28 protein-coding genes are annotated in these 25,994 nt (G+C 71.5%); 14 read left to right on the forward strand and 14 right to left on the reverse strand.

Going from position 1 to position 25,994, the window contains the following annotated elements; translation table 11 throughout:
- Window positions 1-23: 23 nt before the first annotated feature.
- From ABZ860_RS21285 to ABZ860_RS21305, 5 genes are all read left to right on the forward strand, one after another.
- Window positions 24-242, forward strand: coding sequence for a hypothetical protein (locus ABZ860_RS21285; RefSeq protein ID WP_079314255.1), 219 nt, complete (start codon window positions 24-26; stop codon window positions 240-242).
- 73 nt (window positions 243-315) lie between these two features.
- A complete protein-coding gene (locus ABZ860_RS21290; protein WP_179155058.1) occupies window positions 316-492 on the forward strand; it encodes a hypothetical protein in 177 nt (58 codons plus the stop codon).
- The gene (locus ABZ860_RS21295) at window positions 489-1,019 is read left to right on the forward strand and encodes a PH domain-containing protein (protein ID WP_139575509.1); all 531 of its coding nucleotides are present in this window, start codon (window positions 489-491) and stop codon (window positions 1,017-1,019) included. Before ABZ860_RS21290 ends, ABZ860_RS21295 begins: the two co-directional genes overlap by 4 nt.
- 183 nt (window positions 1,020-1,202) lie before the next feature.
- Window positions 1,203-2,480, forward strand: coding sequence for a helix-turn-helix transcriptional regulator (locus ABZ860_RS21300; protein WP_357222585.1), 1,278 nt, complete (start codon window positions 1,203-1,205; stop codon window positions 2,478-2,480).
- A 97-nt stretch (window positions 2,481-2,577) separates the two neighbouring features.
- Complete coding sequence (locus ABZ860_RS21305; RefSeq protein WP_357222587.1) at window positions 2,578-3,267, forward strand: FadR/GntR family transcriptional regulator; 690 nt, start codon at window positions 2,578-2,580, stop codon at window positions 3,265-3,267.
- 86 nt (window positions 3,268-3,353) lie between these two features.
- Here the strand turns inward: ABZ860_RS21305 and dnaN are convergent, their stop codons facing one another.
- From dnaN to ABZ860_RS21320, 3 genes are all read right to left on the reverse strand, one after another.
- The gene (gene dnaN, locus ABZ860_RS21310) at window positions 3,354-4,445 is read right to left on the reverse strand and encodes a DNA polymerase III subunit beta (protein WP_357222589.1); all 1,092 of its coding nucleotides are present in this window, start codon (window positions 4,443-4,445) and stop codon (window positions 3,354-3,356) included.
- Between the two features lie 100 nt (window positions 4,446-4,545).
- Window positions 4,546-5,193 carry a response regulator transcription factor gene (locus tag ABZ860_RS21315; protein WP_079314250.1) on the reverse strand — a complete coding sequence of 216 codons (648 nt, stop codon included), beginning with the start codon at window positions 5,191-5,193 and terminating at the stop codon, window positions 4,546-4,548.
- On the reverse strand, window positions 5,184-6,680 hold the full coding sequence (locus ABZ860_RS21320; RefSeq protein ID WP_357222591.1) for a sensor histidine kinase: 1,497 nt from the start codon (window positions 6,678-6,680) through the stop codon (window positions 5,184-5,186). Before ABZ860_RS21320 ends, ABZ860_RS21315 begins: the two co-directional genes overlap by 10 nt.
- Window positions 6,681-6,812: 132 nt before the next feature.
- Here ABZ860_RS21320 and ABZ860_RS21325 point away from each other — a divergent pair, with 132 nt between their 5' ends.
- From ABZ860_RS21325 to ABZ860_RS21340, 4 genes are all read left to right on the forward strand, one after another.
- Window positions 6,813-7,688: an ABC transporter ATP-binding protein gene (locus ABZ860_RS21325; RefSeq protein ID WP_357222593.1), complete on the forward strand. Its 876-nt coding sequence runs from the start codon at window positions 6,813-6,815 to the stop codon at window positions 7,686-7,688.
- Window positions 7,685-8,434: an ABC transporter permease gene (locus ABZ860_RS21330; RefSeq protein ID WP_357222595.1), complete on the forward strand. Its 750-nt coding sequence runs from the start codon at window positions 7,685-7,687 to the stop codon at window positions 8,432-8,434. The genes ABZ860_RS21325 and ABZ860_RS21330 overlap by 4 nt, the downstream gene beginning before the upstream one ends.
- 77 nt (window positions 8,435-8,511) lie before the next feature.
- Window positions 8,512-9,303 carry a helix-turn-helix transcriptional regulator gene (locus tag ABZ860_RS21335; RefSeq protein ID WP_357222597.1) on the forward strand — a complete coding sequence of 264 codons (792 nt, stop codon included), beginning with the start codon at window positions 8,512-8,514 and terminating at the stop codon, window positions 9,301-9,303.
- A 77-nt stretch (window positions 9,304-9,380) separates the two neighbouring features.
- Window positions 9,381-9,833: an SRPBCC family protein gene (locus ABZ860_RS21340; protein ID WP_357222599.1), complete on the forward strand. Its 453-nt coding sequence runs from the start codon at window positions 9,381-9,383 to the stop codon at window positions 9,831-9,833.
- Here ABZ860_RS21340 and ABZ860_RS21345 read toward each other — a convergent pair.
- Together ABZ860_RS21345 and ABZ860_RS21350 are read right to left on the reverse strand one after the other, a co-directional pair.
- Window positions 9,817-10,530, reverse strand: a complete 714-nt coding sequence (locus ABZ860_RS21345) for a WYL domain-containing protein (RefSeq protein ID WP_357222601.1) — start codon at window positions 10,528-10,530, stop codon at window positions 9,817-9,819. The two genes, ABZ860_RS21340 and ABZ860_RS21345, sit on opposite strands and share 17 nt — an antisense overlap.
- On the reverse strand, window positions 10,527-11,492 hold the full coding sequence (locus tag ABZ860_RS21350; protein ID WP_357222603.1) for an alpha/beta hydrolase fold domain-containing protein: 966 nt from the start codon (window positions 11,490-11,492) through the stop codon (window positions 10,527-10,529). Before ABZ860_RS21350 ends, ABZ860_RS21345 begins: the two co-directional genes overlap by 4 nt.
- A 141-nt stretch (window positions 11,493-11,633) precedes the next feature.
- On the opposite strand from ABZ860_RS21350, the gene ABZ860_RS21355 reads away from it, so the two are divergent.
- The gene (locus ABZ860_RS21355) at window positions 11,634-12,371 is read left to right on the forward strand and encodes a metallophosphoesterase (protein WP_357222605.1); all 738 of its coding nucleotides are present in this window, start codon (window positions 11,634-11,636) and stop codon (window positions 12,369-12,371) included.
- Here ABZ860_RS21355 and ABZ860_RS21360 read toward each other — a convergent pair.
- Window positions 12,368-14,302, reverse strand: coding sequence for a family 10 glycosylhydrolase (locus tag ABZ860_RS21360; protein ID WP_357222607.1), 1,935 nt, complete (start codon window positions 14,300-14,302; stop codon window positions 12,368-12,370). The two genes, ABZ860_RS21355 and ABZ860_RS21360, sit on opposite strands and share 4 nt — an antisense overlap.
- A gap of 189 nt (window positions 14,303-14,491) precedes the next feature.
- On the opposite strand from ABZ860_RS21360, the gene ABZ860_RS21365 reads away from it, so the two are divergent.
- Window positions 14,492-16,015: an N-acetylmuramoyl-L-alanine amidase gene (locus ABZ860_RS21365; protein ID WP_357222609.1), complete on the forward strand. Its 1,524-nt coding sequence runs from the start codon at window positions 14,492-14,494 to the stop codon at window positions 16,013-16,015.
- 22 nt (window positions 16,016-16,037) lie between these two features.
- On the opposite strand, the gene ABZ860_RS21370 is transcribed toward ABZ860_RS21365, so the two are convergent.
- Entirely contained in the window at window positions 16,038-17,357 is a 1,320-nt protein-coding gene (locus ABZ860_RS21370; RefSeq protein ID WP_357222610.1) for a carotenoid oxygenase family protein, read from the reverse strand.
- Window positions 17,358-17,372: 15 nt separating this feature from the next.
- Window positions 17,373-17,930, reverse strand: coding sequence for a hypothetical protein (locus tag ABZ860_RS21375; RefSeq protein WP_357222612.1), 558 nt, complete (start codon window positions 17,928-17,930; stop codon window positions 17,373-17,375).
- A gap of 94 nt (window positions 17,931-18,024) precedes the next feature.
- Here ABZ860_RS21375 and ABZ860_RS21380 point away from each other — a divergent pair, with 94 nt between their 5' ends.
- On the forward strand, window positions 18,025-18,579 hold the full coding sequence (locus ABZ860_RS21380) for a PadR family transcriptional regulator (protein ID WP_357222614.1): 555 nt from the start codon (window positions 18,025-18,027) through the stop codon (window positions 18,577-18,579).
- Between the two features lie 128 nt (window positions 18,580-18,707).
- On the opposite strand, the gene ABZ860_RS21385 is transcribed toward ABZ860_RS21380, so the two are convergent.
- Entirely contained in the window at window positions 18,708-19,337 is a 630-nt protein-coding gene (locus ABZ860_RS21385) for a TetR/AcrR family transcriptional regulator C-terminal domain-containing protein (protein ID WP_357222616.1), read from the reverse strand.
- 76 nt (window positions 19,338-19,413) lie between these two features.
- Between ABZ860_RS21385 and ABZ860_RS21390 the strand changes: the two genes are divergently transcribed.
- Complete coding sequence (locus ABZ860_RS21390) at window positions 19,414-19,839, forward strand: ester cyclase (RefSeq protein ID WP_357222618.1); 426 nt, start codon at window positions 19,414-19,416, stop codon at window positions 19,837-19,839.
- 13 nt (window positions 19,840-19,852) lie between these two features.
- Here the strand turns inward: ABZ860_RS21390 and dnaB are convergent, their stop codons facing one another.
- Window positions 19,853-21,175 carry a replicative DNA helicase gene (dnaB, locus tag ABZ860_RS21395; RefSeq protein WP_143737165.1) on the reverse strand — a complete coding sequence of 441 codons (1,323 nt, stop codon included), beginning with the start codon at window positions 21,173-21,175 and terminating at the stop codon, window positions 19,853-19,855.
- A gap of 335 nt (window positions 21,176-21,510) precedes the next feature.
- Here dnaB and ABZ860_RS21400 point away from each other — a divergent pair, with 335 nt between their 5' ends.
- On the forward strand, window positions 21,511-22,839 hold the full coding sequence (locus ABZ860_RS21400) for an MATE family efflux transporter (protein WP_357222620.1): 1,329 nt from the start codon (window positions 21,511-21,513) through the stop codon (window positions 22,837-22,839).
- A 1-nt stretch (window position 22,840) separates the two neighbouring features.
- On the opposite strand, the gene ABZ860_RS21405 is transcribed toward ABZ860_RS21400, so the two are convergent.
- The 4 genes from ABZ860_RS21405 to rplI all read right to left on the reverse strand — a co-directional run bounded on the left by ABZ860_RS21405 (window position 22,841) and on the right by rplI (window position 25,988).
- Window positions 22,841-23,584 (reverse strand): amino acid ABC transporter ATP-binding protein, encoded by a 744-nt coding sequence (locus ABZ860_RS21405; RefSeq protein WP_357222622.1) that lies wholly within the window; start codon window positions 23,582-23,584, stop codon window positions 22,841-22,843.
- A complete protein-coding gene (locus ABZ860_RS21410) occupies window positions 23,581-24,486 on the reverse strand; it encodes an amino acid ABC transporter permease (protein WP_357222624.1) in 906 nt (301 codons plus the stop codon). Before ABZ860_RS21410 ends, ABZ860_RS21405 begins: the two co-directional genes overlap by 4 nt.
- Window positions 24,483-25,361 carry an ABC transporter substrate-binding protein gene (locus ABZ860_RS21415; protein ID WP_357222626.1) on the reverse strand — a complete coding sequence of 293 codons (879 nt, stop codon included), beginning with the start codon at window positions 25,359-25,361 and terminating at the stop codon, window positions 24,483-24,485. The genes ABZ860_RS21410 and ABZ860_RS21415 overlap by 4 nt, the downstream gene beginning before the upstream one ends.
- Before the next feature lie 180 nt (window positions 25,362-25,541).
- Window positions 25,542-25,988, reverse strand: a complete 447-nt coding sequence (gene rplI / locus ABZ860_RS21420) for a 50S ribosomal protein L9 (RefSeq protein ID WP_357222628.1) — start codon at window positions 25,986-25,988, stop codon at window positions 25,542-25,544.
- Between the last annotated feature and the right edge of the window lie 6 nt (window positions 25,989-25,994).

Below are 25,994 nucleotides of genomic sequence, written 5' to 3' on the forward strand. Positions count from 1 at the left end.
GCGGCGCGCCACCAGGGAGAGCGATGATCCAGCATCCGGCCGGCGAGCACTACGAACAGCTCGAGGCCCTGCTCAGGGACGAGTTCGCGGGGGTGCATCCTCCCGCGACGGTGACCCGGTGCGTTCAGGCCGCCCACCACGGCGCCATCGAGGTCACCGGACACGCGCACCCCGCACTGGTCGAGCGCATCGCCCGCAAGCATCTGCGGGTCCTGGCGACCGCCGCCGCGGAGCGGGGCTGACGCCGTCGCGATCACGAAACCCGTTGGCGGTTAGCCGCTTTACCAAACGGGGTGTCTGGGTAATGTATTGGTCATGGGAGTGGTGACGGCGGTGCAGGCGAAGAAAGTCATCAAGTGGACGCTCATCGTGTCGGCGGGCTTCTATCTGCTCACGAGACCGACTGACGCGGCCCACACGGTCCACGGGGCCTTCAACGGAATCGTCAGCGCGGCCGACTCGATGGCGCAGTTCTTCGCCACCCTGACATGAGACTTGTGACCCACGGGGACTCGGCCCCGTCGTCGGTCAACCGTTACCTCCTCCCCCACGAACACCAAGTCATCATGGTCCGGCGTCACCCCGCCGTCCTCCTGCGCCCGGTCGCCGAGATCTTCGGCGGCCTCATCCTCGCCGGAATCCTCAGCAAGTTCCTGAGCGACAACGGTGCGAGCCAGGCCCTCGCCCTCGTCTGGTGGGCCTGGCTCCTCCTGCTGGTTCGATTCGTCTGGAAGGTCGCGGAGTGGTCGGTCGACTACTTCGTCGTCACCTCCCAGCGCATGCTTCTCACCACGGGCCTCATCACGCGCAAGGTCGCGATGATGCCCCTGAGCAAGGTCACCGACATGAGCTTCCAGCGCTCGCTCCTCGGCCGCATGCTCGGCTACGGCGAGTTCGTCATGGAGTCGGCCGGCCAGGATCAGGCCCTGCGTACCGTCCCCCACATCCCCTATCCGGAGACCTTGTACCTCGAGGTCTGCCAGATGATCTTCCCCAGCAAGGACGGGGACGACGACTGACCGACGGTCTCCCGTCCGATATCTCGACACCGTGATCGAACCTTCATCGTCGTGATTCTTGACGGAGGGTTACACGATTCGGTCGCTTCGTGCCATTATGGCGACACTATTGACCCTTCCCCCGCCCTGTGAGATCAGATGCCGAGTCAGGGAACCATCGGTGACCGCGTCCGCGGATTGCGGTTGAGCAGGCGCATGTCGCAGGCCCAGTTGGCCGGACCCGACCTATCCGACAGTTACGTCTCACTCATCGAGTCCGGAAAGCGGACGCCGACGCCGGTCGTCGCCCGGCTGCTCGCCGAGCGACTCGGTTGCACCACCGAGTTCCTGCTCCACGGGATAGAACCCCGGCAGCGCATCGACACCGAGCTCGGCCTGCGTCATGCCGAGCTCGAGCTGTATCACGGCGATCCCGCCGTGGCGGCCGACCGCTTCGGCGAGATCGTCAAGGCGGCGGGCGAGGACAACGCGATGCTGGCCGCGCACGCGCGCCTCGGTGTGGCGCGGGCGCTGGAGGCCCAGGGGCGCGTCGGCCGGGCCGTCGAGGCCTACGAGCGGCTGCGCCGCGAGGCCACCGCGCACCCCGAGCGCCTCGCCGACCTGCCGCTGACGGTCGCGCTGTGCCGCTGCTACCAGCGGGCCGGCGACCGGCTGCGTGCGCGCGACCTCGGCGCCCACGCGCTCGGCCAGATCGACCGGCTCGGTGTGATCGAGGGCGAACTGGCCGTCGAGCTGGCGCTGGCGCTGGTGGAGGCCGAGACCGGCCTGCCGTACGTCGAGCGGGTGCTGTCGACCGCGGGCCCGACGCGCGCGAGCGACCGCAGCGCGGAGATCCTCGCGCTGTGGCAGGCCAGCGTCACGGCGGCCGAAGGCGAGGACTCGGCGCTGGCCGTGCAGCTCGCCGAGGACGCTCTCGCGGCGGGTCGTCCGGCACGGATCGCCGTGCGCCGCGCCCGCATCGCGATGCACTGGGCTCGCCTCACCGCCGCGGATCCCGAAGGCGCCGATTTGGACCGAGCCAACGAGCTCGCGCAGTCGGCGGCGGACGTCTTCGCGCGGTTCCCGGCCGAGCGGCAGGAGCACGCGCGGAGCCTCGTGGTGCTGGGTTTCGTACGCTTCCGGACCGGAGACGCGGAATCCGCAGCCGAGCTCGCCGGTCAGGCACTGGATCTATTGGACGGCGCCAAGGGGACGACCGCGGCGACCGCGAACATGGTCTTGGCCGAGATCGCGTTGGCACGGTCCCAAGATCCGGCCGCCGCGCTCGACCGGGCGCACGACCTGCTGGACGGCGAGACGCCCGACCGGGAGACCGCCCGGGCCTGGCGCATGCTCGGCGACCTGTGGGGCCAGGCCGGTGCCTTCGACCGGCAGTCAGGGGCATATCGTAGAGCCCTGGAAGCGGTCGGAATCCGCGTGAACATACCGGGCTCCATGACCACGACGGTGCTCGCTCGATAGCCTCCTGGGGCTCCGGACTTGTTCTGGAGGCTCTGGAATAATGAGGGTCTACCACTCATTCCATCATCGGATGATTGGCAACCCAAAGGAGGCTGACGTGAGCCTGCGGACGGCGCAGCGGGCGTCTCTCGTGGACCAGGTGATCGACCAGCTCAAGGAGCAGATCACCTCCGGCTCCTGGCAGATGAATGCCAAGATTCCCACCGAGACGGTGCTCGCCGAGCACCTCGGAGTCGGCAGGAACACGGTCCGTGAGGCGGTCCGCGCGCTGACCCACGCCGGGCTGCTGGAGTGTCGCCAGGGCGACGGCACGTACGTGCGGGCCACCAGCGAGCTGTCGGGTGCGATGGCCAGGCGGCTGCGCGCGGCCGAGCAGCTGGAGATCCTGGAGGTCCGGCGCGCGCTGGAGGTCGAGGCGGCCCGGCTCGCGGCGACGCGGCGGACCGACGAGGACGTCGCGTCGATCGAGACCGCGCTGGCCGCGCGCGAGAAGGCATGGTCGGACGGCGACCCCGAGGCGTTCGTCGAGGCCGACCTCGCCTTCCACGTGGCGGTCGTCGAGGCCACGCACAACAGGGTGCTGATCGACCTCTACGTCGACTTCTCCGCGGCGCTGCGGGCGAGCATCGCGGCGGCCGGCGGCTCCCTGGAGCAGAACTACATCCCCCACGACGCGATCGTGCGCGCGATCGCCGCCGGCGACGCCACCGCGGCCGAGCGGGCCGGTCACGCGTGCATGGAGCACATCCTCATCGCCCTCACCGACTCCGCCACCCTCACCTCCTGAGCCCCCGCCCGGCGGGTCCGTACGAACGGCACCCGCGGGGCCCGATCAGGCGGGAGCAGTCAGGCGAGCGGTGAGGCGAGCACGGCTCAGCCGAGCCGCAGGGACATGACGAGATAGCGGAAGCCGGGGTCCTCGCCCTCGTCGGTGATCAGCGCGGGACGGGTCGGCGAGTCCATGTGGATGCGCGCCCGCCCGGTCTCGACGCCCGCCAGCCCGTCGAGCAGGAAGTGGGGCTGGAAGGCGATCTCGATGTCCGGGCCCTCCAGCTCGGCCTCGACGACCTCGGCGCCCCTGCCGATGTCACCGCCCCCGGCCTGGATCAGCACCTGTCCCTGGGAGAACGACAGCCGGACCGCGGCGTTGCGCTCGGCGACCAGCACGACACGCTTGACCGCCTCCACGAACGGTCCCACCTCCACGTCCGCGTGGTTCTCCCACTGGGCGGTCAGCCGGGACCGGTAGTCGATGAACTGGTCGTCCAGCAGCCGCACGGTCGTCGTGCGCCCCTGACTCTCGAAGCCCGCGACGTTGTCGCCCAGGCCGATCGCCACCTCGCCGCCGCGCAGCGATCGGGCCACCTCGACCAGCACCCGCGCCGGCACGACCACGCCGTGCCGCGCGTCCTGCTGCTCGGGATGCCACAGGAACTCGGCGGCGGCGATGCGGTAGCGGTCGGTGGCGGCCATCGACACCCGCACGCCCTCGATGTCCACGCGGATGCCCGTCAGCATGGGCAGCGTGTCGTCGCGGCTCGCGGCGGCGGCCACCTGCCCGACCGCGGTGGCGAAGGCGCCGCCGCCCACGGCGCCGACCTTCGGGGGCATCGGCGGCATCGCCGGGAAGTCCTCGTCCGGCATCGTGATCAGTCCGAACTCGGTGCTGCCGCAGGTGAGCACCGCCTCCGACCCGCTTGTGACGATCTCGACGGGCCGGGCGGGCAGGCTCCGGGTGATCTCGGCCAGGACCTTCCCGGGAATCAGCACCCGCCCCGGCTCGGCGACGTCGGCCTCGACGTCGGCACGGGCCGAGACGTCGTAGTCGAAGGCGGACACCCGCAGGTCGTCTCCCGCCTCCAGCAGCAGGCCCGCGAGAACGGGCACGGCGGGCCGGGCGGGCAGCACCCGGGCCGCCCACGCCACCGCGTCGGCGAGAACGTCGCGGTTAACCTGGAATTTCATCCCGACCTCCTGCCTGCGCCACCTGACTGCGCCACGACTCGGGTCCAAAAGTAGCGCCCGGCACCGACATTCCCGGCCGTCCCCTGTGCCGTTCCCTGCCCTACTTGCTGTTGAGGAAGGCGAGCACGGCGAGGACGCGGCGGTTGTCGTCGTCGGAGGGCGCCAGGCCCAGCTTGGTGAAGATGCTCGCCGTGTGCTTGCCCACCGCGCTGTCGCTGAGGAACAGCCGCTGCCCGATCGCGGCGTTCGACCTGCCCTCGGCCATCAGTTCCAGCACCTCGCGCTCCCGGGGGGTGAGGCGGCCGAGCGGCTCGTTGCGCGCGTTGCTCGCCAGGAGCCGGGCGATCACCTCGGGGTCCATGGCCGTCCCGCCGGCCGCGACCCGGCGTACGGCGTCGACGAACTGCTCGCCGTTGAACACCCGGTCCTTCAGCAGATAGCCGACGCCGCCGGACCCGTCGGCCAGCAACTCCCTGGCGTACAGCTGCTCGACGTGCTGGGACAGCACGAGGACCGGCAGGCCGGGCACCTGCCGCCGCGCGGCCAGGGCGGCCTGCAGCCCCTCGTCGGTGAAGGTCGGCGGCAGCCGCACGTCCACGACGGCCACGTCGGGACGCTCGCCGACCAGGGCGGCGAGCAGCTCCGGGCCGGACTCGACCGCCGCGACCACCTCGAAGCCGTGCGCGCGCAGCAGGGCGACCAGGCCCTCCCGCAGCAGGTGCAGGTCTTCGGCCAGCACTACCCGCACGTGCCGCCCTCCGCTTCCCTGGTCCACGCCGTCGTCGCCAGCGCGACGGCCAGCAGGCCGCCGCCGAGCGCAATCATGCCCACGATGACCGGCCACTGGAAGGGCTCGGGCACGTGCAGGCCGAGGAACCAGGACTTCACCGGCGATCCCACCAGCTTCAGCACCATCGCGACCAGCCCCTGCGGGAACAGCGCGATCGGCCACAGCCCCCAGCACAGGCGGCCGAAGTAACGCCACGGGGTCAGCGGCGCCGGCCGCACCCGGAACGCCCGGGGCAGCTCGATGACGGCCGTGGTCGGGCCGCCCACCGGGCTGCTCACCGCGAGGACGCCGTCGAACGCCCCGAGCCTGCGCTCGATGCCCCGCAGACCGGTGCCCTGCCCGGGGTCCGCGCCACCGTGGCCGTCGTCGGTCACCGTCACGCGCAGCGCCGGGCCCTGCGCGCTCACGTCCACCCACGCCTCGGTCGCGTCGCCGTGCCGGGCCGCGTTGGCCAGCAGCTCGCTGACCGCGAAGTACGCCGCGGACTCCAGCGGGGCCGAGGCGCGCTCGGGCAGGTCGACCGTGACGTGGGCGCGCAGCGGGCTGTCCAGGGCGAGGGCGCGTACGGCGTCGCCGAGGCCGCGCTCGGCCAGCACCGGGGGATGGATGCCGCGCACCAGCCGCCGGATCTCCTGCAGCGCGGTCGCCGAGGCCTCCCTCGCCTTGCCGAGCAGCGCCCGGGCGGCCTGTGGGTCGCTTTCCAGCAGTTGCTCGGCCGCGCCGATGGTCATGCCGATCGCCACCAGGCGGGCCTGGGCGCCGTCGTGCAGGTCGCGCTCGATCCGGCGCAGCTCCGCCGCCTGCGAGTCGACGGCCTCGGTGCGGGCGGCGTCCAGTCGGCTGACCCGCTGGGCCAGCCTGGCCTTCTCGGTGGGCCCCAGTAGCGCGGCGGCGACCTGACCGTGCAGACGCACGGCCCACGGCGCGTACCAGCGCACGACGATCACCGCGAGCAGGATCCAGGCCAGGCCCACGGGGTCGCCGCCCGCCACGCGGACGAGGCCGTACGCGGTCGCGAGCAGCGGAGCGGCGGCCACGAGCCCGCTCGTCAGCGGCGCGGCGAGCAGGTAGGCGAAGTCGCGCCAGGTGGCCGGGTCCTTCGTCATCCAGTGCCAGCGCAGGTTGAAGGCCGGGATCGTCGGCCGCTTGTACAGCGTGCGGCCGTCGCGATACCACCCGTCGTGCTGCGGCACCGGCGGGGGCGGCTCGGGCCGGTACGGCTCGTCGACCGGTATGCCCGCCCAGCGCGCGGTCAGCCGGCGTTGCAGCCGGGTAACGGCCCGCGCGAGCCGTACGGCCGGGGGAAAGACGATCACCAGGCCGACCGCGAACGTGAGCAGCACCGCCGCCAGCATCGCCAGGCCGGCGGCCAGGCCCACCAGAGCGAGGCCGGCGAGAGCGGCGCCCCTGGCGAGGGCGACGAGGGTCGAGCGAGCTGAGGCCATGGGTTCAGTCTGGAGGCTGCCGCCGGGCCGGCACAGTGGCCCGAGCCGCCCGATGGGGGTGGAGAAAAGTGCACCCCCACCGGGTCCACAGCCGCATTCTCCGCGGATCGCCCGATTCCTAGCGTCTTGGCCATGGCAATCATCACCGTGGACCACCTCCGCAAGACGTACGGAACGCGGGTCGCGGTCGAGGACGTGTCGTTCTCCGTGAAGGAGGGCGAGGTCTTCGGCATCGTGGGCCGCAACGGGGCGGGCAAGACGACGACGGTCGAGTGTGTCGCCGGGCTGCGCACCCCCACCGCGGGCACGGTCACCGTGGACGCGGACCTGAAGGAACAGGTCGGCGTGCAGCTCCAGGAGTGCTCGCTGCCGGACAAGATCCGGGTCGGGGAGGCGCTGGCGCTCTACGCCTCGTTCTACTCCCGTCCGGCCGACTGGCGGGCCCTGGCCGAGGAGGCCGGGCTCGACCTCCGGGCGCCCTTCGGCAAGCTGTCGGGCGGGCAGCGCCAGCGGCTGTCGGTCGCGCTCGCGCTGGTCGGAAGCCCGCGCATCGCGATACTCGACGAGCTCACCACCGGTCTCGACCCGCGGGCCCGCCGCGAGACCTGGGACCTGGTCGCCCGGATCAGGGACCGCGGCGTGACCATCCTGCTCGTGACCCACTTCATGGAAGAGGTGGAGCGCCTGTGCGACCGGGTCGCGGTCATCTCCCGCGGCCGCGTGCGGGCGGTGGACACCCCCACCGGGCTGGTCGCCCGCGCCGGCGGCGAGCAGCGCCTGGTCTTCCACACCGACGAACCCGTCGACGGCCTGCGTGCGCTGCCCGAGGTGGCGTCCGTCACCGTGTCCGCCGACGGGAGCGGCGCGGAGGTCACCGTCACCGGCACCGGCGACCTGCTGAGCGCCGTCGCCGCCGTGCTGCCCCCGTCGCGTACGCGGGGCCTGCGCATGGAGCGCACCACCCTCGACGACGCGTTCCTCGTTCTCACCGGCAAGGAGGAGTCATGACGAAGGCCTTCGGAAAACTCGCGGCCGTGGAGGCCAGGCTCTTCCTCCGCGAACCCGTCGCGGTGTTCTTCGCGATCGTGCTGCCGGTGGGACTGCTGCTGGCGCTGGGCACGACGATCCCCGGTTTCCGCGACGCGGATCCGTCGCTGGGCGGGCAGCGGTTCGTGGACGCGCCCTTCACGGCGATGATGGTGCTGCTGTCGGTCGTGACGCTCGGGCTGAGCGTGCTGCCCGCCACCCTGGTCGTCTACCGGGAACGCGGCGTGCTGCGGCGGCTGTCCACCACCCCGGTGCGGCCGGGCGCGCTGCTGTCCGCCCAACTGCTGATCAACGTGATCGTGTCCGTGGCCGCGACCACGGTGACGCTGGTGCTGGGTCACCTGGTCCTCGGGGTGCCGCTGCCGGGCTCGCCCTGGGCGTTCGCGGCGGTCTTCGTCCTCGGCACGCTCACCGTCCTCGCCATCGGGCTGCTGCTGGCCGCCGTGGCGAAGAACGCCCGGGTCGTCCAGGGGGTGGGCTCGACCCTCATGTTCCCCCTGCTGTTCCTCGCCGGGATGTGGCTGCCCCGGCCGCTCATGCCCGAAATCCTGCGCCGGATCAGCGACTTCACGCCCACGGGCGCCTTCGGGCAGGGGCTGATGGACGCCCTGGGCGGGCACGCCCCCCAGCCGCTCCACCTCGCCGTGCTGGCGGGCTGGGCGCTGGCCGCCGGTCTCGCCGCGGCCCGGCTGTTCCGCTGGGAGTAGCGGACGCGTCCCGGACGCCCGGCGCCTACCTCAGGGGTAATCGCCGGGCCGATCGGCGACCGGATAGCGTCCAGGACGTGACCGTTGCAACGCTTCACCAGCGGCCGTTCGGGGAGCTCCTGCGCCAGTGGCGCGAACACCGGCGGCTGAGCCAGCTCGATCTGTCGAATCTGGCCGAGATCTCCACCCGCCACATCAGCTTCCTCGAGACCGGCCGGGCCACCCCGAGCCGCGACATGGTGCTCCACCTCACCGAGCACCTCGACCTTCCGCTCCGCGAGCGCAACCACCTGCTGCTGGCCGCCGGATACGCCCCCGTCTACACCGAGTCGCCGCTCGACTCGCCGGGGATGGCGGCGGTGTGCGAGGCGATCCGGCGGCTGCTGTCGGCGCACGACCCCTATCCGGCCGTGGTGGTCGACCGCACCTGGGAGCTCGTCGACGCCAACGAGGGCATCGCGCTGCTGGCCGAGGGCGTGGACCCCGACCTGCTGAGCAACGTGCTGCGGGCGAGCCTGCACCCGGAAGGGCTCGCCCCGCACATCCTCAACCTGGGCGAGTGGCGTGCGCACCTGCTCGGACGGCTGCGCCGGCAGATCACGCTCACCGCCGACCCGCGGCTCACCGAGCTGTACGCCGAGCTGCGCGACTACCCCTGCGACCAGCCGGAACCCGAGGTGGAGCTGCCCGGCCCCGGGGACATCCTCGTGCCGCTCCGGGTGCGGCGGGCCGGGCGGGAGCTGTCGTTCTTCAGCATCGTGGCGACCTTCGGCACCCCGCTCGACATCACGGTCTCCGAGCTGGCCATCGAGTCGTTCTATCCGGCCGATCCCGCGACCGCCGCCTTTCTGCGCGACACCTCATCGTGATCATCCGGCGTCCGTCCGGCGATCCGGTCCTGCCACAATTCCCCCATCAAGCCATGCCCGAATAAGAGGGGGCCGGGGTGCCCGGACGGGTGCTGACCAACACGTTCCACGTGGACGCCGCGCCGGAGAAGGTGTTCGAGCACCTCACGACGCCGGAGAGCTACATCGGCCTGTCACCGCTCGTGGTGGCCGTGCGGGACGTCGACCGGTCCGAGCCGGGGATGGTGCGGTACACCTCCGTCGAGCGGTTCCGCTTCCTCGGGCTGAAGTACGACAACCCCATCGCCGTCACGCTGCTGACCGAGGGCCTATCCGTACGGGGACAGGTGGACAGCCCCGGCGGCGTCCGGATGGGCTACCGCTTCGACCTGTCTCCGGAGGCCGGCGGCACGCGGGTGGACGACCGGCTGGACCTGAGCGCACCGTGGCTCGTGATGGGGTTCGCGGCGGGCCAGGCGCGGAAGGTGCAGCTCGCCAGGGCCCGGATCCTCGCCGAACGGCTGTCCGGGCGGCCTAAGCGCGGTTCGTGAACGACTCCAGCGACTCGGCGTACGTCGCGGTCGCGAGCGCCGGGTCGAGGGCGGCGAGCTCACGGGCCGGCGCGGCCTCGGCGGTGACCTCGGCGCGCCGGATGCGGTCGAGCCGGAAGCCGCGCCCGGCCTCGCGGACCCGGCAGTAGCCGACGAGATACCAGCGGCCGCGGGCCGTCAGCAGCGCGGCGGGCTCGACCTCGCGCTCGGTCTCCTCCCCGGCGGCGTCCGCGTACGTCAGGCGGATCACCCGCTGCTCCAGGACCGCTCGCGCCACCGCCTCGCGCACGGTCTCGGTCCGCGGCTGCGGCAGCACGAAGATCCGGCGGCTCGCCTCGGCCGCCCGGTCGGCCGCCCCCGCCGACATGGCGGCCGCGAGTTTGGCCATCGCGCCGCGTGCGGCGGCGGCGAACGGGGTCGTGTGCTCCGCCGCCGCCACCGCCGCGGCCAGGGCGAGCGCCTCCTCCGCGGTCAGATTGATCGGGGGCAGCGTCATCACCGGGTCGACGAACCACCCGCCGTAGGGCCCGGCCTGGTCGCGCACCGGCACTCCCGCCTGCAGCAGCGCCTGGAGATCGCGCTGGACGGTCCGCCGGGACACCTCGAAGCGCTCGGCCAGCCAGGCGACGGTCCGGGGCCGGGGCGCCACGGCCCGCAGCTCCTCGACCAGGGCGTACAGGCGTTCGGTCCGGTTCATTCCGCCGTCGCCACCGCCTTCCGGACGAATCCCACCTGCTGCCTCCGCTCCCGCTCGGCGACCGCGATCGGGAAGAGCGTGAAGCCGTGCGCCGCCTCCGCGACGACCTCCAGCTCGGCGGCGTTGCCGGCCGCCCGCCAGCGCGCGGCCATGAACAACGTATCGTCGAGCGCCGGATCCATCGTCCCCACCACGAACCTGGCCGTGGGCATGCCCGACAGGTCGGCGTACAGCGGGGAGATCTCAGGGGATCGGCGCTCCTCTGGGGTCATGCCGGGCGTGTACTGCTCCCTGAACCAGGCGATGATCGGCGTGGAGACCAGCAGGTTGCGTTCACCCCAGTGGCGGACGCTCGGCGTCATCGACAGGTCGTAGGAGCCGAAGCTGAGATGGGCGGCGCGAAACGCGCCGGTGACCGCGTGGCGGTCGCGCAGCCGCAGGAGGGTGAGAGCCGCCAGGCAGGCGCCGGCCGACTCTCCACCGATGACCAGCCGGTCGGCGCCGAACTCCGCGGCGGCGTGCTCGGCCAGCCACAATGCGGCCCGTTCACAGTCGTCGGGGCCGCAGGGGTAGGGGTTCTCCGGCGCCAGGCGGTAGTCGACACTGACCACGGCCACCCGCGCCTCGCGGGCCAGCCGCCACAGCCAGAGGTCCTGGCCGTCCGCGGAACCGATCACGTAGCCGCCGCCGTGGATGTGCAGGAACACCCCGTCGACGGACGGGGGGACGAACACGCGTACGGGGACCCCGCCGACGGCCCGGTCGACGGCCTCGGGGACGCGCTCGTGCCCGCCCATCAGGGCGCGGGCCTTCCTGCTGGCGGCAGGGTCGTTCAGGATGTGTATCGGGGTCTGCGCCGCGAGCCGCCGCTCCAGTTCCTCGTTGAAGGCCCGGGTCTCCGGGACGTCCTCGACGCCGGTGGTGACGATGCCGCACATGTCGAGCTCCATGTCGTCGCACATGCCGTCATGCTGGTGTCCGGCCGCGACAGCCCCCTGTCACGGTCTCGATGAGAAACGCGTCACACCGCGGTGTTCGCCGTCCTGACCGCCGCCGTCTCGCGTGAGAAGCTGGAGCTCCCACCATCCGCCCGGAGGTATCACATGCTCGTGCTGGCGCACGTCAGCGACATCCACATCGACGGAAGCGAGCGGAACACCTCGCGCGCCGCCCGCGCGCTCACCTACGCGCGGTCGCTGCGGCCCGACGCGATCGTGCTCACCGGCGACCTGGCGGACCACGGCGCGATGGAGGAGTACGAGACCGTCCGCGAGCTGATCGCCGGCGACGACGTGCCGCTCGTGCTGTGCCCGGGCAACCACGACGCGCGCGGCAACCTCCGCAAGGTGCTGCTGGAGCAGGACGGCGACCACCCGGTCAACCAGGCGCTCAACCTCGACCACGCGACGATCGCGCTGTGCGACTCGAGCATCCCCGGCCGGCCCGAGGGCGCGCTGGACGACGACACCCTGGCCTGGCTCGACTCCGTGCTCGCCGCGACGCCCGGCGTCCCCGCCTTCGTCGGCATGCACCACCCGCCCGTCGCGCTCGGCATCCCGTACGTGGACCGCATCCGGCTCGGGCGGCCTGAGGGGCTGGCGGAGGTCCTCGGCCGTCACCCGCACGCCATCGCGGTGCTGGCCGGGCACGCCCACACGGCGGCGGCGACGACGTTCGCCGGGCTGCCGCTGCTGGTCGCGCCGGGAGTGGTCAGCACCGCGCTGCTGCCGTCCGAGACCTCGGCGCAGCCTCCGGTCGACTACGACCTGCCGCCGGCCATCGCCCTCCACGTGCTCGACGACGGCCGGGTCACCACGCACTACCGGCCCGTCCCCTACTAGACCCTGGTGATGCGGACGGCGTCGGCGACGACGTAGCCGGTGGCGGAGGTCCACCGGCTCACGCCGACCACCTTGGAAGTCCCGGCGGACAGCGTGAACGTGCCGAGCGAGCGCCACTGGCCGCCGCCCGTCCGCTGGTCGACGTAGACCGTCTGGTTGCCGCTCGACGTCGCCACGATGTACGGCGTCGCGCTGTTGTAGCCGGGGTCGGACGGATACCAGACCTCGACGCGGTAGCTCCCGGCGCTGGGGATCGTGGCGGTGAACCAGGCCGGGTCGCTGGCCGCCACCGGGGTGGCGAAGCGGTAGTCGGCGCCGTACCGCTGGGCGGAGTAGGCCGAGACGCCCCAGGCCGAGCTCGCGGTGAACGAGGATCCGGCGTTGTCGACCACGATCGCGGACGCCCCGGGGGCGGTCGCACCGTCGCTGGGCGCGCTCTCCTGCCGCCACCGGTCGAGCGCGGTGACGTAGTAGGTCGCCGTGCCCGTGGCCGTGGTGTCGGTGTAGCCCGTCTGCCTGGTCGTGGTCAGCAGGGTGCGGGCGTCGGCGAACGCGCACGGATCGGCCGTCGAGACCGCGCCGTCGACCCGGTAGACCGCGTACGAGGTGCCGCTGCCCTGCCAGGACAGGGCGACGCCGGTCGAGGTGCGGACGGCGGAGGTGATCGAGGGGGCCGCGGGCGCCCCACCGGTGCCCCGCGCGGGCGGGAGCGCCGGCCTGGAGTAGTGAGCCGCCACGAGGGCCGAGAAGCCGCCGATCCGGTCCGCCCTGACGTCCTTGGCGCTGAAGTAGACGTCGCCGATCACCTCGGGGTGCTTCCTGTTGTCGTAGAGGTGGTCGCCGAGCTCGGCCGGGTCCTGCCAGGCGGCGTCCTGGCCGCTCGCACCGACCCGGTAGGCGGCCTGGCCGACGACCAGGCCGACGCCGGTCCCCCCGACGACGCCGGACCACCACGCGGTGAGCACCTCGTAGGCGGCGGGGCCGTAGCCGATGTGCCAGTAGATCTGCGGCGCGATGTAGTCCACCCAGCCCTGCTTCACCCACAGCCTGGTGTCGGCGTAGATCGCGTCGTACGACTGCAGCCCGGAGGTCCGGGAGCCGAGGGGGTCGGTGGTGGAGTTGCGCCAGATGCCGAACGGGCTGACACCGAAGGACACCCACGGTTTGGCCGCGTGGACGCGCTGGTCCAGCTCTCGCACGAGCCGGTTGACGTTGTCACGCCGCCAGTCGCCGATGTCGGAGAAGCCGCCGCCGTACCGGCTGAAGGTGGCGGAGTCGGGAAGGGCCTCGCCGCTCACCGGATAGGGGTAGAAGTAGTCGTCGAGGTGGACGCCGTCGACGTCGTACCGCGTGAGGGCATCCATGATCGCGTCCTCGATGAAGGCCCTGACCTCGGGGATGCCGGGGTTGTAGTAGAGCTTGCCGCCGTACGCGAAGCGCCAGTCGGGATGCACGCGGGCCGGGTGGGTGGAGACCAGCGTCGCCGGATCGTCGTCGTTGGCGACGCGGTAGGGGTTGAACCAGGCGTGCAGCTCAAGGTCGCGGGCGTGGGCCTCGGCGACCAGGAACGCCAGAGGGTCGTAGCCGGGGTCGCGGCCCTGGGTGCCGGTGAGCCACTGCGACCACGGCTCGTACGGCGAGGGCCAGAAGGCGTCGGCGGTGGGCCTCACCTGCACCATCACCGCGTTCATATGCCTGCTGACGGCCAGGTCGAGCCAGGAGCGCAGCTCGGCCTGCTGTGCGGAGACACTGAGACCGGTGCGGCTGGGCCAGTCGATGTTGGCGACCGTGGAGATCCACATGGCGCGCAGCTGCCGCTTGGGGGTCGCGGGGTCCGTGGCGCAGGCCGCCGCGGCCCCGGACCGGGGAGTGACGAGAGTGACGACCAGGACGATGAACGTGGCCAGGAGGGTACGCGGGAGCGTGGTCACGAAGGGAAGTTTCAATGCCTTCCCTTGACCGCGCAATAGTTTTCACCCGATCGGAGGGGGCCCAAATCCGGTCACGGCGCAAGAGTGAGGGCGGAAAGTTTCTTCTTACACAGTTGTGATGTCAATTATCGACATCGTGTCAGAACTGGCATACGGTGCAGCCGTCACCCCCCTCACCAGGAGCCCCGTATGCGTCTCCCCCTCCCCCGATTAGCCGCCCTCACCGCCCCTCTCACCGCCGCCGTCCTCACCGCCCTCGTGCTCGTCCTCACCGGACGGCCCGCCATGGCGGCCGGGCCCGCCCCGCTCCCCGCGGCGTTCGACCGCGCGGCCGCCGCGCACGACGTGCCGCGCGACCTGCTGGTCGCCGTGGCCTACGCCGAGACCCATCTGGACGACCACGCCGGCAAGCCGAGCGCGAGCGGCGGCTACGGCGTCATGCACCTGGTCAGCAACCCCACGGTCCACGCCCTGGAGAAGGCCGCCGAGCTGACCGGGCTGCCGGCCGAGAAGCTGCGCTCCGACACCGAGGCCAACGTCATGGCCGGCGCGGCCCTGCTGCGCGCCCACGCCGACGAGCTCGGCCTCGACGAGGCGGCCAGGAAGGACGCCGGCCGCTGGTATGAGGCAGTGGCCAGATATTCCAACGCCACCTCGCCCGAGGTCGCCCGCCTCTACGCCGACTCCGTCTACGAGCAGCTCGGCCTCGGGATCAAGGCCCGCGGTGTCACGGTCGCACCGCGAGAGGTCACCGCGGACCGCGGCGCCTACGCCAAGGTCCGCGACCTGAACTCGCCGGTGGAGACGCTCAGCACCGACTACGGCCCCGCCGCCTGGGTGCCGGCCAGCTCCGCCAACTACACCGCGTCGAGCCGCCCGTCGAGCTACGCCATCGACCGGGTGGTCATCCACGTGACCCAGGGCTCGTACGCCGGCACGATCTCCTGGTTCCAGAACTCCGCCGCCCAGGTCTCGGCGCACTACGTGGTCAAGTCGTCGAACGGCGAGATCACCCAGATGGTGCGGGAGAAGGACATCGCCTGGCACGCGGGCAACTGGTCCTACAACACCCGTTCCATCGGCATCGAGCACGAGGGCTACATCAGCGACGCCTCGTGGTTCACCGACGCCATGTATCGCGCCTCGGCGGCGCTGACCCGCGCCATCTGCGACAAGTACGGCATCCCGAAGGATCGCGCGCACATCATCGGCCACAACGAGGTGCCGGGCGCCACCCACACCGACCCCGGCTCCTACTGGAACTGGACGACCTACATGAACTACGTGACCGGCGGCGGCACCCCGTCGTGGTCGGCCACGGTCGACAACTCCGGCAGCCAGTTCACGGCGAGCGCCAACTGGGGCACCTCGTCCTACTCCGCGCAGCGTTACGGCACCGACTACCGCTTCGCGAACCCCGTGGCCGCCAGCGACCCGGCCTGGTATCAGGTGGCCGTCCCCAGCGCGGGCACCTACCGGGTCGAGGTGTGGTATCCGTCCGACCCCGGCTACAACTCCTCGGCGCCGTACATCGTGGCGACGTCGAGCGGCAACCAGACGGTCTACGTCGACCAGCGCTCGGGCGGCGGCACCTGGCGCAGCCTGGGCACGTTCTCCCTCAACGCCGGCACCTACAACGCCGTCGGCGTCAGCCGATGGACCTCCGGCACGGGCTACGTCGTGGCCGACGCCGTCCGCGTCACCCGGGTCTGACCCGGGCGAGCGTCCGTACGGCTCACGCGCCGGGAACGTCGTCGGGAATCCACGAGCCGTGGAACCCGGCCGGCACCCGGCGCGGCAACCGTACGGACGCCACCTGGGCCAGGTCCGACGCGTCGAGCACCAGCAGCTCGGCGCCGTGCTCGGTGCCCGCGATCGACAGCAGCCAGCCCTCGTCCTCGGCCTCGGCGCCCGAGGCGGGGACGAACACGGCCTCGCCCGGCGAGCGCTCGCCGGTCTGGCAGGCCCGGCTCGTGCCGTTCGCGGTGTCGTACTTCACGATCGCGCCCTTGCCGACCGCGTAGATGTAGCGGCTGGTCAGGCCGGTGCGCGTCTCGTTGATCGTGGGAAACTCGACGTCGAGGTCGTCGAGCGGCTCGTCCGCCACGACGCCGGTGGCGGGCTCGAGCGTCCAGCGGTGCAGGGCCGCGCCCCCGGTGTGGGCGGCCGGGTTGGCCGCGCCGCCGATGGTCGGCCAGAAACCGCAGAACGCCCCCGGCGAGTAGCGCACCGCGTCGACGACGACGCGCCCGTGCTCGTCCTCGCTCGCGTTGCCCACATGGAAGACGTAGCAGGGGTCGATCTCGAACCACCGCACCTCGCCGGTCGCGCGGCTCATCACGCCCAGCCGCGCGCCGTACGCGTCGTCCCACCGGTAGGGCATGCCGCGGCCCACCAGGCCGAAGTCGAAGACGACCGGCAGGTCGAGCCACACCACGTGGTGCTCGGTGATCGCGAAGTCGTGCGCCATGGTGGGCCCCGGCACGTCCACCGGCCGGCTCTCCACCAGCTCGCCCCCGGCCGACAGCCGGTGGTAGGTGAGGAAGGGCTCGGCCCAGCCGTACCCGAAGAAGTGCAGCTCTCCGGTGATCGGGTCCTCCTTCGGGTGCGCGGTCATCGCCGTGGCCAGCCGCCCGCCGAAATCACAGGGGCCGACCGTGTCGAGCTGCGGCGTCATCTCGTACGGCAGGCCGTTCTCCACGAGCGCGAGGATCTTGTCGGCGTGCCGGATCACGTGGGTGTTGGCGGGGACGGCCGCGAGGTCCACGCCGCGCTCGTGCACGTACGGCGCGCCGGCGAAGCGGGTGGTGCGGACCCAGCGGTTGCGGTACCACTCGGCCCGCCCGCCGCGCAGCCGGATGCCGTGGATCATGCCGTGGCCGACGAACCAGTGCCCGCCGTCCTCCCCCGGGCGGGGGTTGGGCCCGTTGCGGAAGTAGCGGCCGGTGAGCTCGGGCGGCAGCGTGCCCTCGACCGGCAGGTCGAGCGCGTCGATCTCGTCGGGCACGGGGGCGAGGCGGCCGGTCAGGTAGGAGGCGGTCAGCTGTGTGGTCATGGCGGGTGACTCCGATCAGGCGGCGTAACGGGCGCGGACGATCTGGGGGTAGCGGATGGTGAACAGGGCGGGGAGCGCGAAGCCGCAGACCTTCACCGCGATGATCGCGGCGGTGGCGTGCGGGGCGAAGGCGAGCAGCAGGGCGAGGCCGATCGCGTTGAGGGTGAAGCCCGCCGCCCACACGGCGGTGATGACGGCGTTGACGCGGTAGAACAGCGGGGTCGCGTGCACCTCGGGCGCGGTGGTCCGGCGGGCGATGCCCAGCGTGAACGGCTTGCGGACGGCCAGCGACCCCCACGCGGTGAGCGCCAGCCAGGCCACCGAGACGGCCGGGCCGTACTCCCCGAAGGGCGCCGGCGTGACCGCGAACGCGGCGAGCGTCAAACCGGCGAAGAAGACCCCCGAGCTGAGCTCGATGACCATCTCGTCCCAGCCGCGCCCCGCCCGCCGATCGACGGCGAGCAGCACGATCGACACGAGGAGCGCCGCCGCGGCTCCGAACCTGGCCTCGCCGTTCGTGCTGAGAACGGCGAAGGCGATCCAGGGGAGGAAGGTGAGGACGTAACGGAGCATGGGGGGTTCCTTGGGTTCGACGTTCCATGAGTGACATGTCGAAAGTAGAACCTCCACTCGCGACATGTCAACACAGGAATGTACGATCGGACCCATGAGCCTTCGTCATGCCATGCTCGGCCTCCTGTCGGCCGGGCCCGCCAGCGGCTACGACCTGCTGAAGACCTTCGAGCTGTCGCTGGAGAACGTCTGGCCCGCGACCCAGAGCCAGCTCTACGCCGAGCTCGGCCGGCTGTCCAAGGAAGGGCTGGTGCGGGTCGCGGCGGAGGGCCCGCGCGGGCGCAAGGAATACGAGATCACCGAGGAGGGCCGGGCCGAGCTGCGCCACTGGCTGGTCGAGGTGCCGCCCACCCTGACCCGGCGCAGCGACATGCTGCTGCGGGTCTTCTTCCTCGACCAGGTCGGCACCGACGCCGCCCGCGGCTATCTGGAGCGGCTGGCCGAGCGCGCCGTCCACGAGCACGACCAGCTCCTCGGCATCCGCGAGTTCGTCATCGGCCAGGGCGACGACGCGCTGCGGCTGTACGGCGACATCGCGCTGGAGTGGGGCCTGCGCCTGACCGCCGCGCAGCGCGACTGGGCCGAGTGGGCCGCCGGGCGGATCGCGGCGCTGGAGCACGAGAAGGCCGGGCATGCCGGAGCCGAGTGACACTTCCCGGGGAACCGGCGGCAGCCGACGACCCGAGCCGTCCGCGTTCCCCGGAGGCACCCCCATGCCCGCGGCCTCGCCCCTTCTCCCCGGCGACCCGCGACGTGGGTTCCGCGTCCCGAGGACGTCTAGAGGGAAGTGCCGGGGGCGAGGCCGTGGAGCAGGGCGTCGAGCGCGCGGTCGAAGCGCTCCTGATGGTCCTCGGGGGTGCCGAGCCCGGCGCGTAGCGCCTCGACCAGAACGGGGTGTTCCTCCGGGTCCAGGCTCTCCATCGTGCCGGCGACGTCCGGATCGTCGTGCCCAGGCGTACGCCCCGCCTCGGCCAGCGTGTGCCCCACGACGAACGTGGCCACCGCGTTGACGAGCTGCAGCCCCTCCAGCGCGCCGAACCCCTCGGCCCGCAGGGCGGCCGCCATGCGCTCCACGGTCGCCAGGCCGCCGGGCGCGAGCACCGGCCGGGTGGCGACCAGCGGCAGCAGGGCGGGGTGCGCGAGCAGCTCCCGCCGGATCGCGACCGCGAAGGCGCGCAACCACTCCCGCCACGGGCCCACCGGCTCCACCGTGACCCGTGAGACCGCCATGTCGATCAGCCCGTCCAGGACGGCGTCCTTGTTCGGCACGTAGTAGTAGAGCGTCATCGCCTCGACGCCCAGCTCGGCGCCGAGCTTGCGCATCGACAGCGCCGCGATGCCCTCCCTGTCGACCAGGGCCAGCGCGGCGGCGAGCACCTTCTCCCGGGACAGTCCCGCTCTCGGCATCGCTTCCTCCGGTTGACGTCTCTTACGCCGTAAGACTATCGTCCTCTTACACCGTAAGAAACGAAGGGAAGCAACCGTGAGCACCGCCGCGAAGACCGTCGCCCAGGGGCTGTTCGACGCCATCAACGATCGGAGGCTGGGCGACCTGCGCCGCTACATGACCGACGACGTGATCGACCACAACAAGGTGATCCACGGGGAGCCCGACGAGCCGGGCGCCGCGTTCGACGCCATCGCCCAGCAGCTCGACGCGTTCGAGCCGTTTCACCTGAAGGTCGAGGAGATGATCGCCGAGGGCGACCGGGTGACCGTGCGGCTGACGATGTCGGGGGTGAACTCCGGCTCCCACCCGCGGATGCCGGAGCCCACCCACCGGTCGTTCACCGTCGAGGCGATCTTCATCCTCACCCTGCGGGACGGGAAGATCTCCGAGATGCGCGCGGTGAGCGACCGCCTGGGCATGTTCCTCCAGCTCGGCTGGGACTGGCCCGAGGTCGACTGACCCTGCCGCGCCCCTAGTGAGTGGCCATGTCCACGAAGCGGCTGTAGTGGCCCTGGAAGGCCACGGTGACCGTGGCCGTGGGGCCGTTTCGGTGCTTGGCCACGATCAGGTCCGCTTCACCCGCGCGCGGCGACTCCCGCTCGTACGCGTCCTCCCGGTGCAGCAGGATGACCATGTCGGCGTCCTGCTCGATGGAGCCCGACTCACGCAAGTCGGACACCTGGGGGCGCTTGTCCGTACGCTGCTCGGGGCCACGGTTGAGCTGGGAGATCGCGATGACCGGCACCTCCAGCTCCTTGGCCAGCAGCTTCAGGGCTCGGGACAGCTCCGAGACCTCCTGCTGACGGCTCTCGGTCTTCTTGGGCGAGCTCATGAGCTGGAGATAGTCGACGATCACGAAGCGCAGGTCGTGACGCTGCTTGAGACGGCGGCACTTGGCCCGGATCTCCATCATCGACATGTTCGGGGAGTCGTCGATGAACAGCGGCGCCTCGGCGACCTCGCCCATCCGGCGGGCCATCCGCGTCCAGTCGTCGTCGCTCATCATGCCCGAGCGCATCGTGTGCAGCGCCACCCGCGCCTCGGCGGACAGCAGGCGCATGGTGATCTCGTTGCGCGACATTTCCAGCGAGAAGATGACCGTGGTCATCCCATGCTTGATCGCCGCGGATCGGGCGAAATCCAGACCCAGAGTGCTTTTTCCGATTGCGGGGCGGGCGGCGACGACGATCATCTGGCCGGGGTGGAGGCCGTTCGTCAGGGCGTCGAGGTCCTGGAAGCCGGTGGGGACGCCGACCATCTGGCCGCCGCGGCTGCCGATGGCCTCGATCTCGTCCAGCGCCGACGGCATGATCTCCGACAGCGGGAGGTAGTCCTCGGAGGTGCGGCGCTCGGTGACCTTGTAGATCTCGGCCTGCGCGCGGTCGACCAGGTCGTCGACCTCCTCGCCCTGGCCGCCGTATCCGTAGGAGACGATGCGGGTGCCGGCCTCGATGAGGCGGCGCAGGACGGCCTGCTCGCGGACGATCTTGGCGTAGTAGCCGGCGTTCGCGGCGGTGGGCACGATCGCGGTCAGCGTGTGCAGGTAGGCACCGCCGCCGACCCGGGCGACCTCGCCGCGCTTTTGCAACTCGTCGAAGACGGTCACCGAGTCGGCGGGCTCGCCCCGGCCGTACAGGTCGGTGATCACCTCGAAGACGATCTGGTGGGCCGGCCGGTAGAAGTCGTCGGCGCGCAGCACCTCGATGACGTCGGCGATGGCATCCTTGGACAGCAGCATGCCGCCCAGCACCGACTGCTCGGCCTCGATGTTGTGCGGCGGCGTCCGCTCGAACATCGAATCGGAGCCTCCCGGTCCCCCCGGGAAGTCGAGCACGCTCACCCTCACACCCCCTGCCCGGCGGTCACAGCAACCCCAGCCCGGTGCGCAAGTCTCCCCAACCCCAGGGCCGGGCGGCAACTTGAGCAGTGGACAACCCTGTGGACAACGTGTGCGTCCACTCCCCGGACATGTGAAAACCCTGGGGACGACCCTGTGGACAGAGATGTGACCGCATCGGAAAAGTCCGCTCCCACCTGGGATTTCGATATCCACGGCCTGTGGAGGAAAGAAAGTCACCGGAGATTCGCGATACCGATCGAGCATGACTCCGTAAGCCGCAAAATAGGCTTATGCCACTTACCTCCGGAACGGGACACGGCCGTGCCCGCGACAGGGAGATCCTCAGGCTCGCGGTCCCGGCGTTCGGGGCACTGGTGGCCGAGCCGCTCTTCCTGCTCACCGACTCCGTCATCGTCGGCCACCTCCCCGATCCTGCGCTCGGCGCTCTCGGCGTGGCCAGCGCGGCCCTGTCGGCCCTCGTCGGGCTGTGCGTGTTCCTCGCGTACGCCACCACGGCCGCGGTCGCGCGGAGGCTGGGGGCGGGGGACGTCAGGCAGGCGATGCGCCAGGGGATGGACGGCCTGTGGCTGGCCGCGATCATCGGCCTGGCCGTCAGTGTGGCGTGCTGGCCTCTTGCTCCATTTATCGTACACCTGTTCGGAGCGACGGGCCAGCTCGCCGCGCAGGCCGTCACCTATCTGCGCATCAGCCTCCTCGGCACCCCGGGCATGCTGCTGGTCCTCGCCGGCACCGGCGTCCTGCGCGGGCTGCAGGACACCCGTACGCCGCTGGCCGTGTCCGTCGCGTCGTTCGGGCTGAACGGGCTGCTGAACATCTGGTTCGTGCTCGGCCTGGGCTGGGGGATCGCCGGGTCGGCCTGGGGCACGGTCGCCGCGCAGTCCCTGGCCGCCGCGACCTACCTCGCGCTGGTCGTGCGGACCGCCCGCGCGCACGGCGCCTCGCTGCTGCCCGACCTCGCCGGGGTGCGGTCCGCCGGCGCCGCCGGATTCGCCCTGGTCGTGCGTACGGCATGCCTGCAGGCCGTGCTGCTCGTCGCCACCTCGATCGCCACGCGCATGGGCGACGACCAGATCGGCGCGCACACGATCGCCGCCCGGATCTGGACGTTCCTCGCCTTCGCCCTCGACGCCATCGCGATCGCGGGACAGGCCATCACGGGCCGCGCGCTGGGGGCCGGCGACGCCGCGGGCGCCCGGGCGGCCACCAGGCGCATGGTCATGTGGGGCATCGGATGCGGCGTCGTGTTCTGCGCGGCCGTCCTGCTGGCGCGCCCGCTGGTGCCCGCCCTGTTCGACGCGCGGGGCGCGGCGGCCGCCGAGCTGCTCGCCGTGCTGTGGCCGGTCGCGCTCCTGCAGCCGGTCGCGGGCGTCGTGTTCGTGCTCGACGGGGTGCTCATCGGAGCGGGCGACCAGCGTTACCTCGCCTGGGCGGGGCTGTGGACGACGCTGGCCTACCTGCCGTTCGCCGCCGTCGCGGGCACTCTGGTCGCCCTGTGGATCGCGCTCGGCGTCTGGATGGCCGCCCGGCTCGTCACGCTCGCCCTCCGCGCGTACGGCACCGCCTGGATGGTCACGGGCGCCTCGCGGACGGCCGCCTGACTCACATGCGGCGGGCCTCCAGCACGCGCTGGAGGAACGCCCGGGTGCGGGGATGCTCGGGTGCCGTGAAGATCTGCTCGGGCGGGCCGCTCTCCAGCAGCACGCCGCCCTCCAGGAAGCACACGGTGTCGGCGATGTCGCGGGCGAAGCCCATCTCGTGGGTGGCCAGGATCATCGTCATCCCGGTCTCCTTGAGCTCGCGGATCACCCCGAGCACTTCGGTGACCAGCGTGGGGTCGAGCGCCGAGGTGACCTCGTCGAGCAGGAGCAGGCGGGGATCGGTCGCGACCGCGCGGATCACGGCGACCCGCTGCTGCTGCCCGCCGGACAGGCGGTCGGGGTACTCCCCCGCCTTGTCCGCCAGCCCGAACCGGTCGAGCAGCTCCCGTGCCCGCGCCTCGGCCTCCTCCGGCCGCACGCCGTGCACCTTGCGCGGCGCGAGCGTGATGTTGTCGAGCACGGTCATGTGCGGGAACAGGTTGTAGGCCTGGAACACCATGCCGATGCGGCGGCGCACGTCGTCGGCGTCGGCCCGCACGTCGGTGATCTCTGCGCCGTCCAGGTGGATCGCGCCGTCGTCGATCGTCTCCAGCAGGTTGACGCAGCGCAGCAGCGTCGACTTGCCCGAGCCGGACGCCCCGATCAGGCAGACCACCTCGTGCGGGGCGACCTCCAGGTCGATTCCGCGCAGCACGCTCTGCCCGTGGTAGTGCTTCCAGACGCCCTCGATCGTGAGCAGGCTCATGCCGCGCCGCCTCCCGCTTGACGCCGGGCGACCCGCGCGGCGAGATGGTCGGTCAACCGCGCCATCGGCACCGTCAGCCCGATGAACAGCAGCGCGGCGACCAGGTAGGGCGTGTAGTTGAAGTCGGAGGCGACGTGAATCTGCGCCTGCCGCAGCGCCTCCAGCGGGCCGAGCACGGAGACCAGAGCGCTGTCCTTCTGCAGCGAGATGAAGTCGTTGAGCAGCGGTGGGACCACCCTGCGGACGGCCTGCGGCAGCACCACGTAGCGCATGGTCTGGCCATGGCTCAGGGCCAGCGACCGCGCCGCCGCCCGCTGGCTCGGGTGGACCGACTCGATTCCCGCCCGGAACACCTCCGCGACGTACGCTCCGTAGGACAGCACGAGCGCGATGATGCCGAGCGTGACGGGGTCGCTCGGCGTGCCCTGCAACTGGAGCGCCGGGATGCCGAACCCGACCAGATAGATGAGCAGGATGGTCGGGATGCCGCGGAAGACGTCGGTGTAGAGCACAGCCAGGGCGCGCAGCGGGAAGAACACCGGCGCGCGCAGGCCGCGCACCAGCGCGACGAGGAGGCCCACCACCAGGATGAAGGCCTCGGCGACGAGGAAGATCTTGATGTTGAGCAGAAACCCGCGCAGCACGTCGGGCAGGGCGTGGGCGAACTCCTCGGGATTGAAGAACAGCTCCTGGACTCTGGGCCACCCCGGCGATCGGCTGATCACCACGACCAGGGTGACCACCACGACCAGGGTGGAGGCGGTGGCGACCGACATCGACCGCCGCGCCCGGCCGCGCAGCTCCGCCTCCCGGCGGAGCTGCCGCTCGCTCTTCACCCAGACCGGCGACCCCGCGTCGTCCGGAGTCTCCGCCGGCGACGCGGCGGACTGCCCGTCGGTCACTTCAGCTCCGGCGCGCCCGCGGCGGCGGTCAGCCACTGGCTCTCGATCTTCGCCAGCTCACCGGACGACTTGAGCTCGCCGAGCGCCTTGTCGACGCAGCTCACCAGCGGGCTGCCCTTCTGGAACAGCAGGCCGAACTCCTCGGGCTCACCGCTGTTCGCGGCGAACTGGCCGACGATCTTCGAGCCCTTCACCTGGGCGGCGGTGACGTAGAAGGCGGTCGGCAGGTCGACGACGATGGCGTCGATCTGCTTGTTCTTCAGCGCGTTGACCGCGTCGACCTGCTGGTTGAACACGCTCGGGTCGTTCGCGGGCTGGATGACCGACCGCACCGCCTCCAGCGCGGTCGTGCCGGCCTGCACGCCGATCTTGGCGTCCTTGAGCTCCGCGAGGCTCGTGGCGGAGGCGAACTTCGTACCGTCCAGCGCCACCACGCCCTGCTTGACGGTGTAGTAGCCCTGGCTGAAGTCGACGGCCTTGGCCCGGCTCGGGGTGATGGAGATCTGGTTGATGTCGAAGTCGAACTGCTTGGGCCCGGGGGCGAACGACGAGTCGAACGGCACGACCGTCCAGGCGACCTCGTCCTTGGTGAAGCCCATCTTCTCGGCCACCGCGGCGGCGACCGCGCTCTCGAAGCCCTGGCCGTTGGAGGGGTCGTCGTTCTTGAACCACGGCTCGTACGCCGGCTTGTCGGTGCCGATCGTGAGCTTGCCGGGGGTGGTGAGCTTGAGGCTCTCCTTCGCGCACGCGTTCGCGGCGGCGGAGCCGGCCGGGCTCGCGGCGCTCGCGGTGGTGGAGGTGTCGTCCGCCGGAGCGCAGGCGGCGGCCGCCAGCACGAGGGCGCCGGACGCCAGCAGAAGTGAGGGACGGCGCATCACAGCCTCCATCAGGGGGTCTTTCCACGAAATCCGCTAAATCGGACGGCAAGATACTAGCGTTCCGTATAACCCCCGTTTACCTGAGGGGAATCGCCTCGTCGCCGGGCGGCTCGGAGAAGCGCGAAGGGCCCCTCTCCGACGTACGGAGAAGGGCCCTCGACGGACTGCGACGGGTTGTCAGCCCGCGACCACCTCGACGTCGATGGTGGCGGCGACCTCCGGGTGGAGGCGGACGCTCACCTTGTGGGTGCCGACGCTCTTGATCGCGTTGCCGATCTCGATGCGGCGGCGGTCGAGCTGCGGACCGCCGGCGGCCTTGACGGCCTCGGCGATGTCGCCGGTCGTGACCGAGCCGAACAGCCGGCCCGACTCGCCCGCGCGGGTCTTGAGCCGCACCTTGAGGGCGCCGAGCTGGCCGGCGACCTCCTTGGCGGAGCCCAGGTCGCGGATCTCGCGGGCCGCACGCGCCTTCTTCAGCGAGGCGATCTGCGACTCGGCGCCGCGGGTCCAGCGGATGGCGAAGCCACGGGGAATGAGGTAGTTACGGCCGTAGCCGTCCTTGACCTCGACGATGTCGCCGGGAGCGCCGAGGCCGGAGACCTCAGTGGTGATGATGAGCTTCATTTGTCC

This window comes from Microbispora sp. NPDC046973 (assembly GCF_040644495.1).
Lineage (GTDB): Bacteria > Actinomycetota > Actinomycetes > Streptosporangiales > Streptosporangiaceae > Microbispora.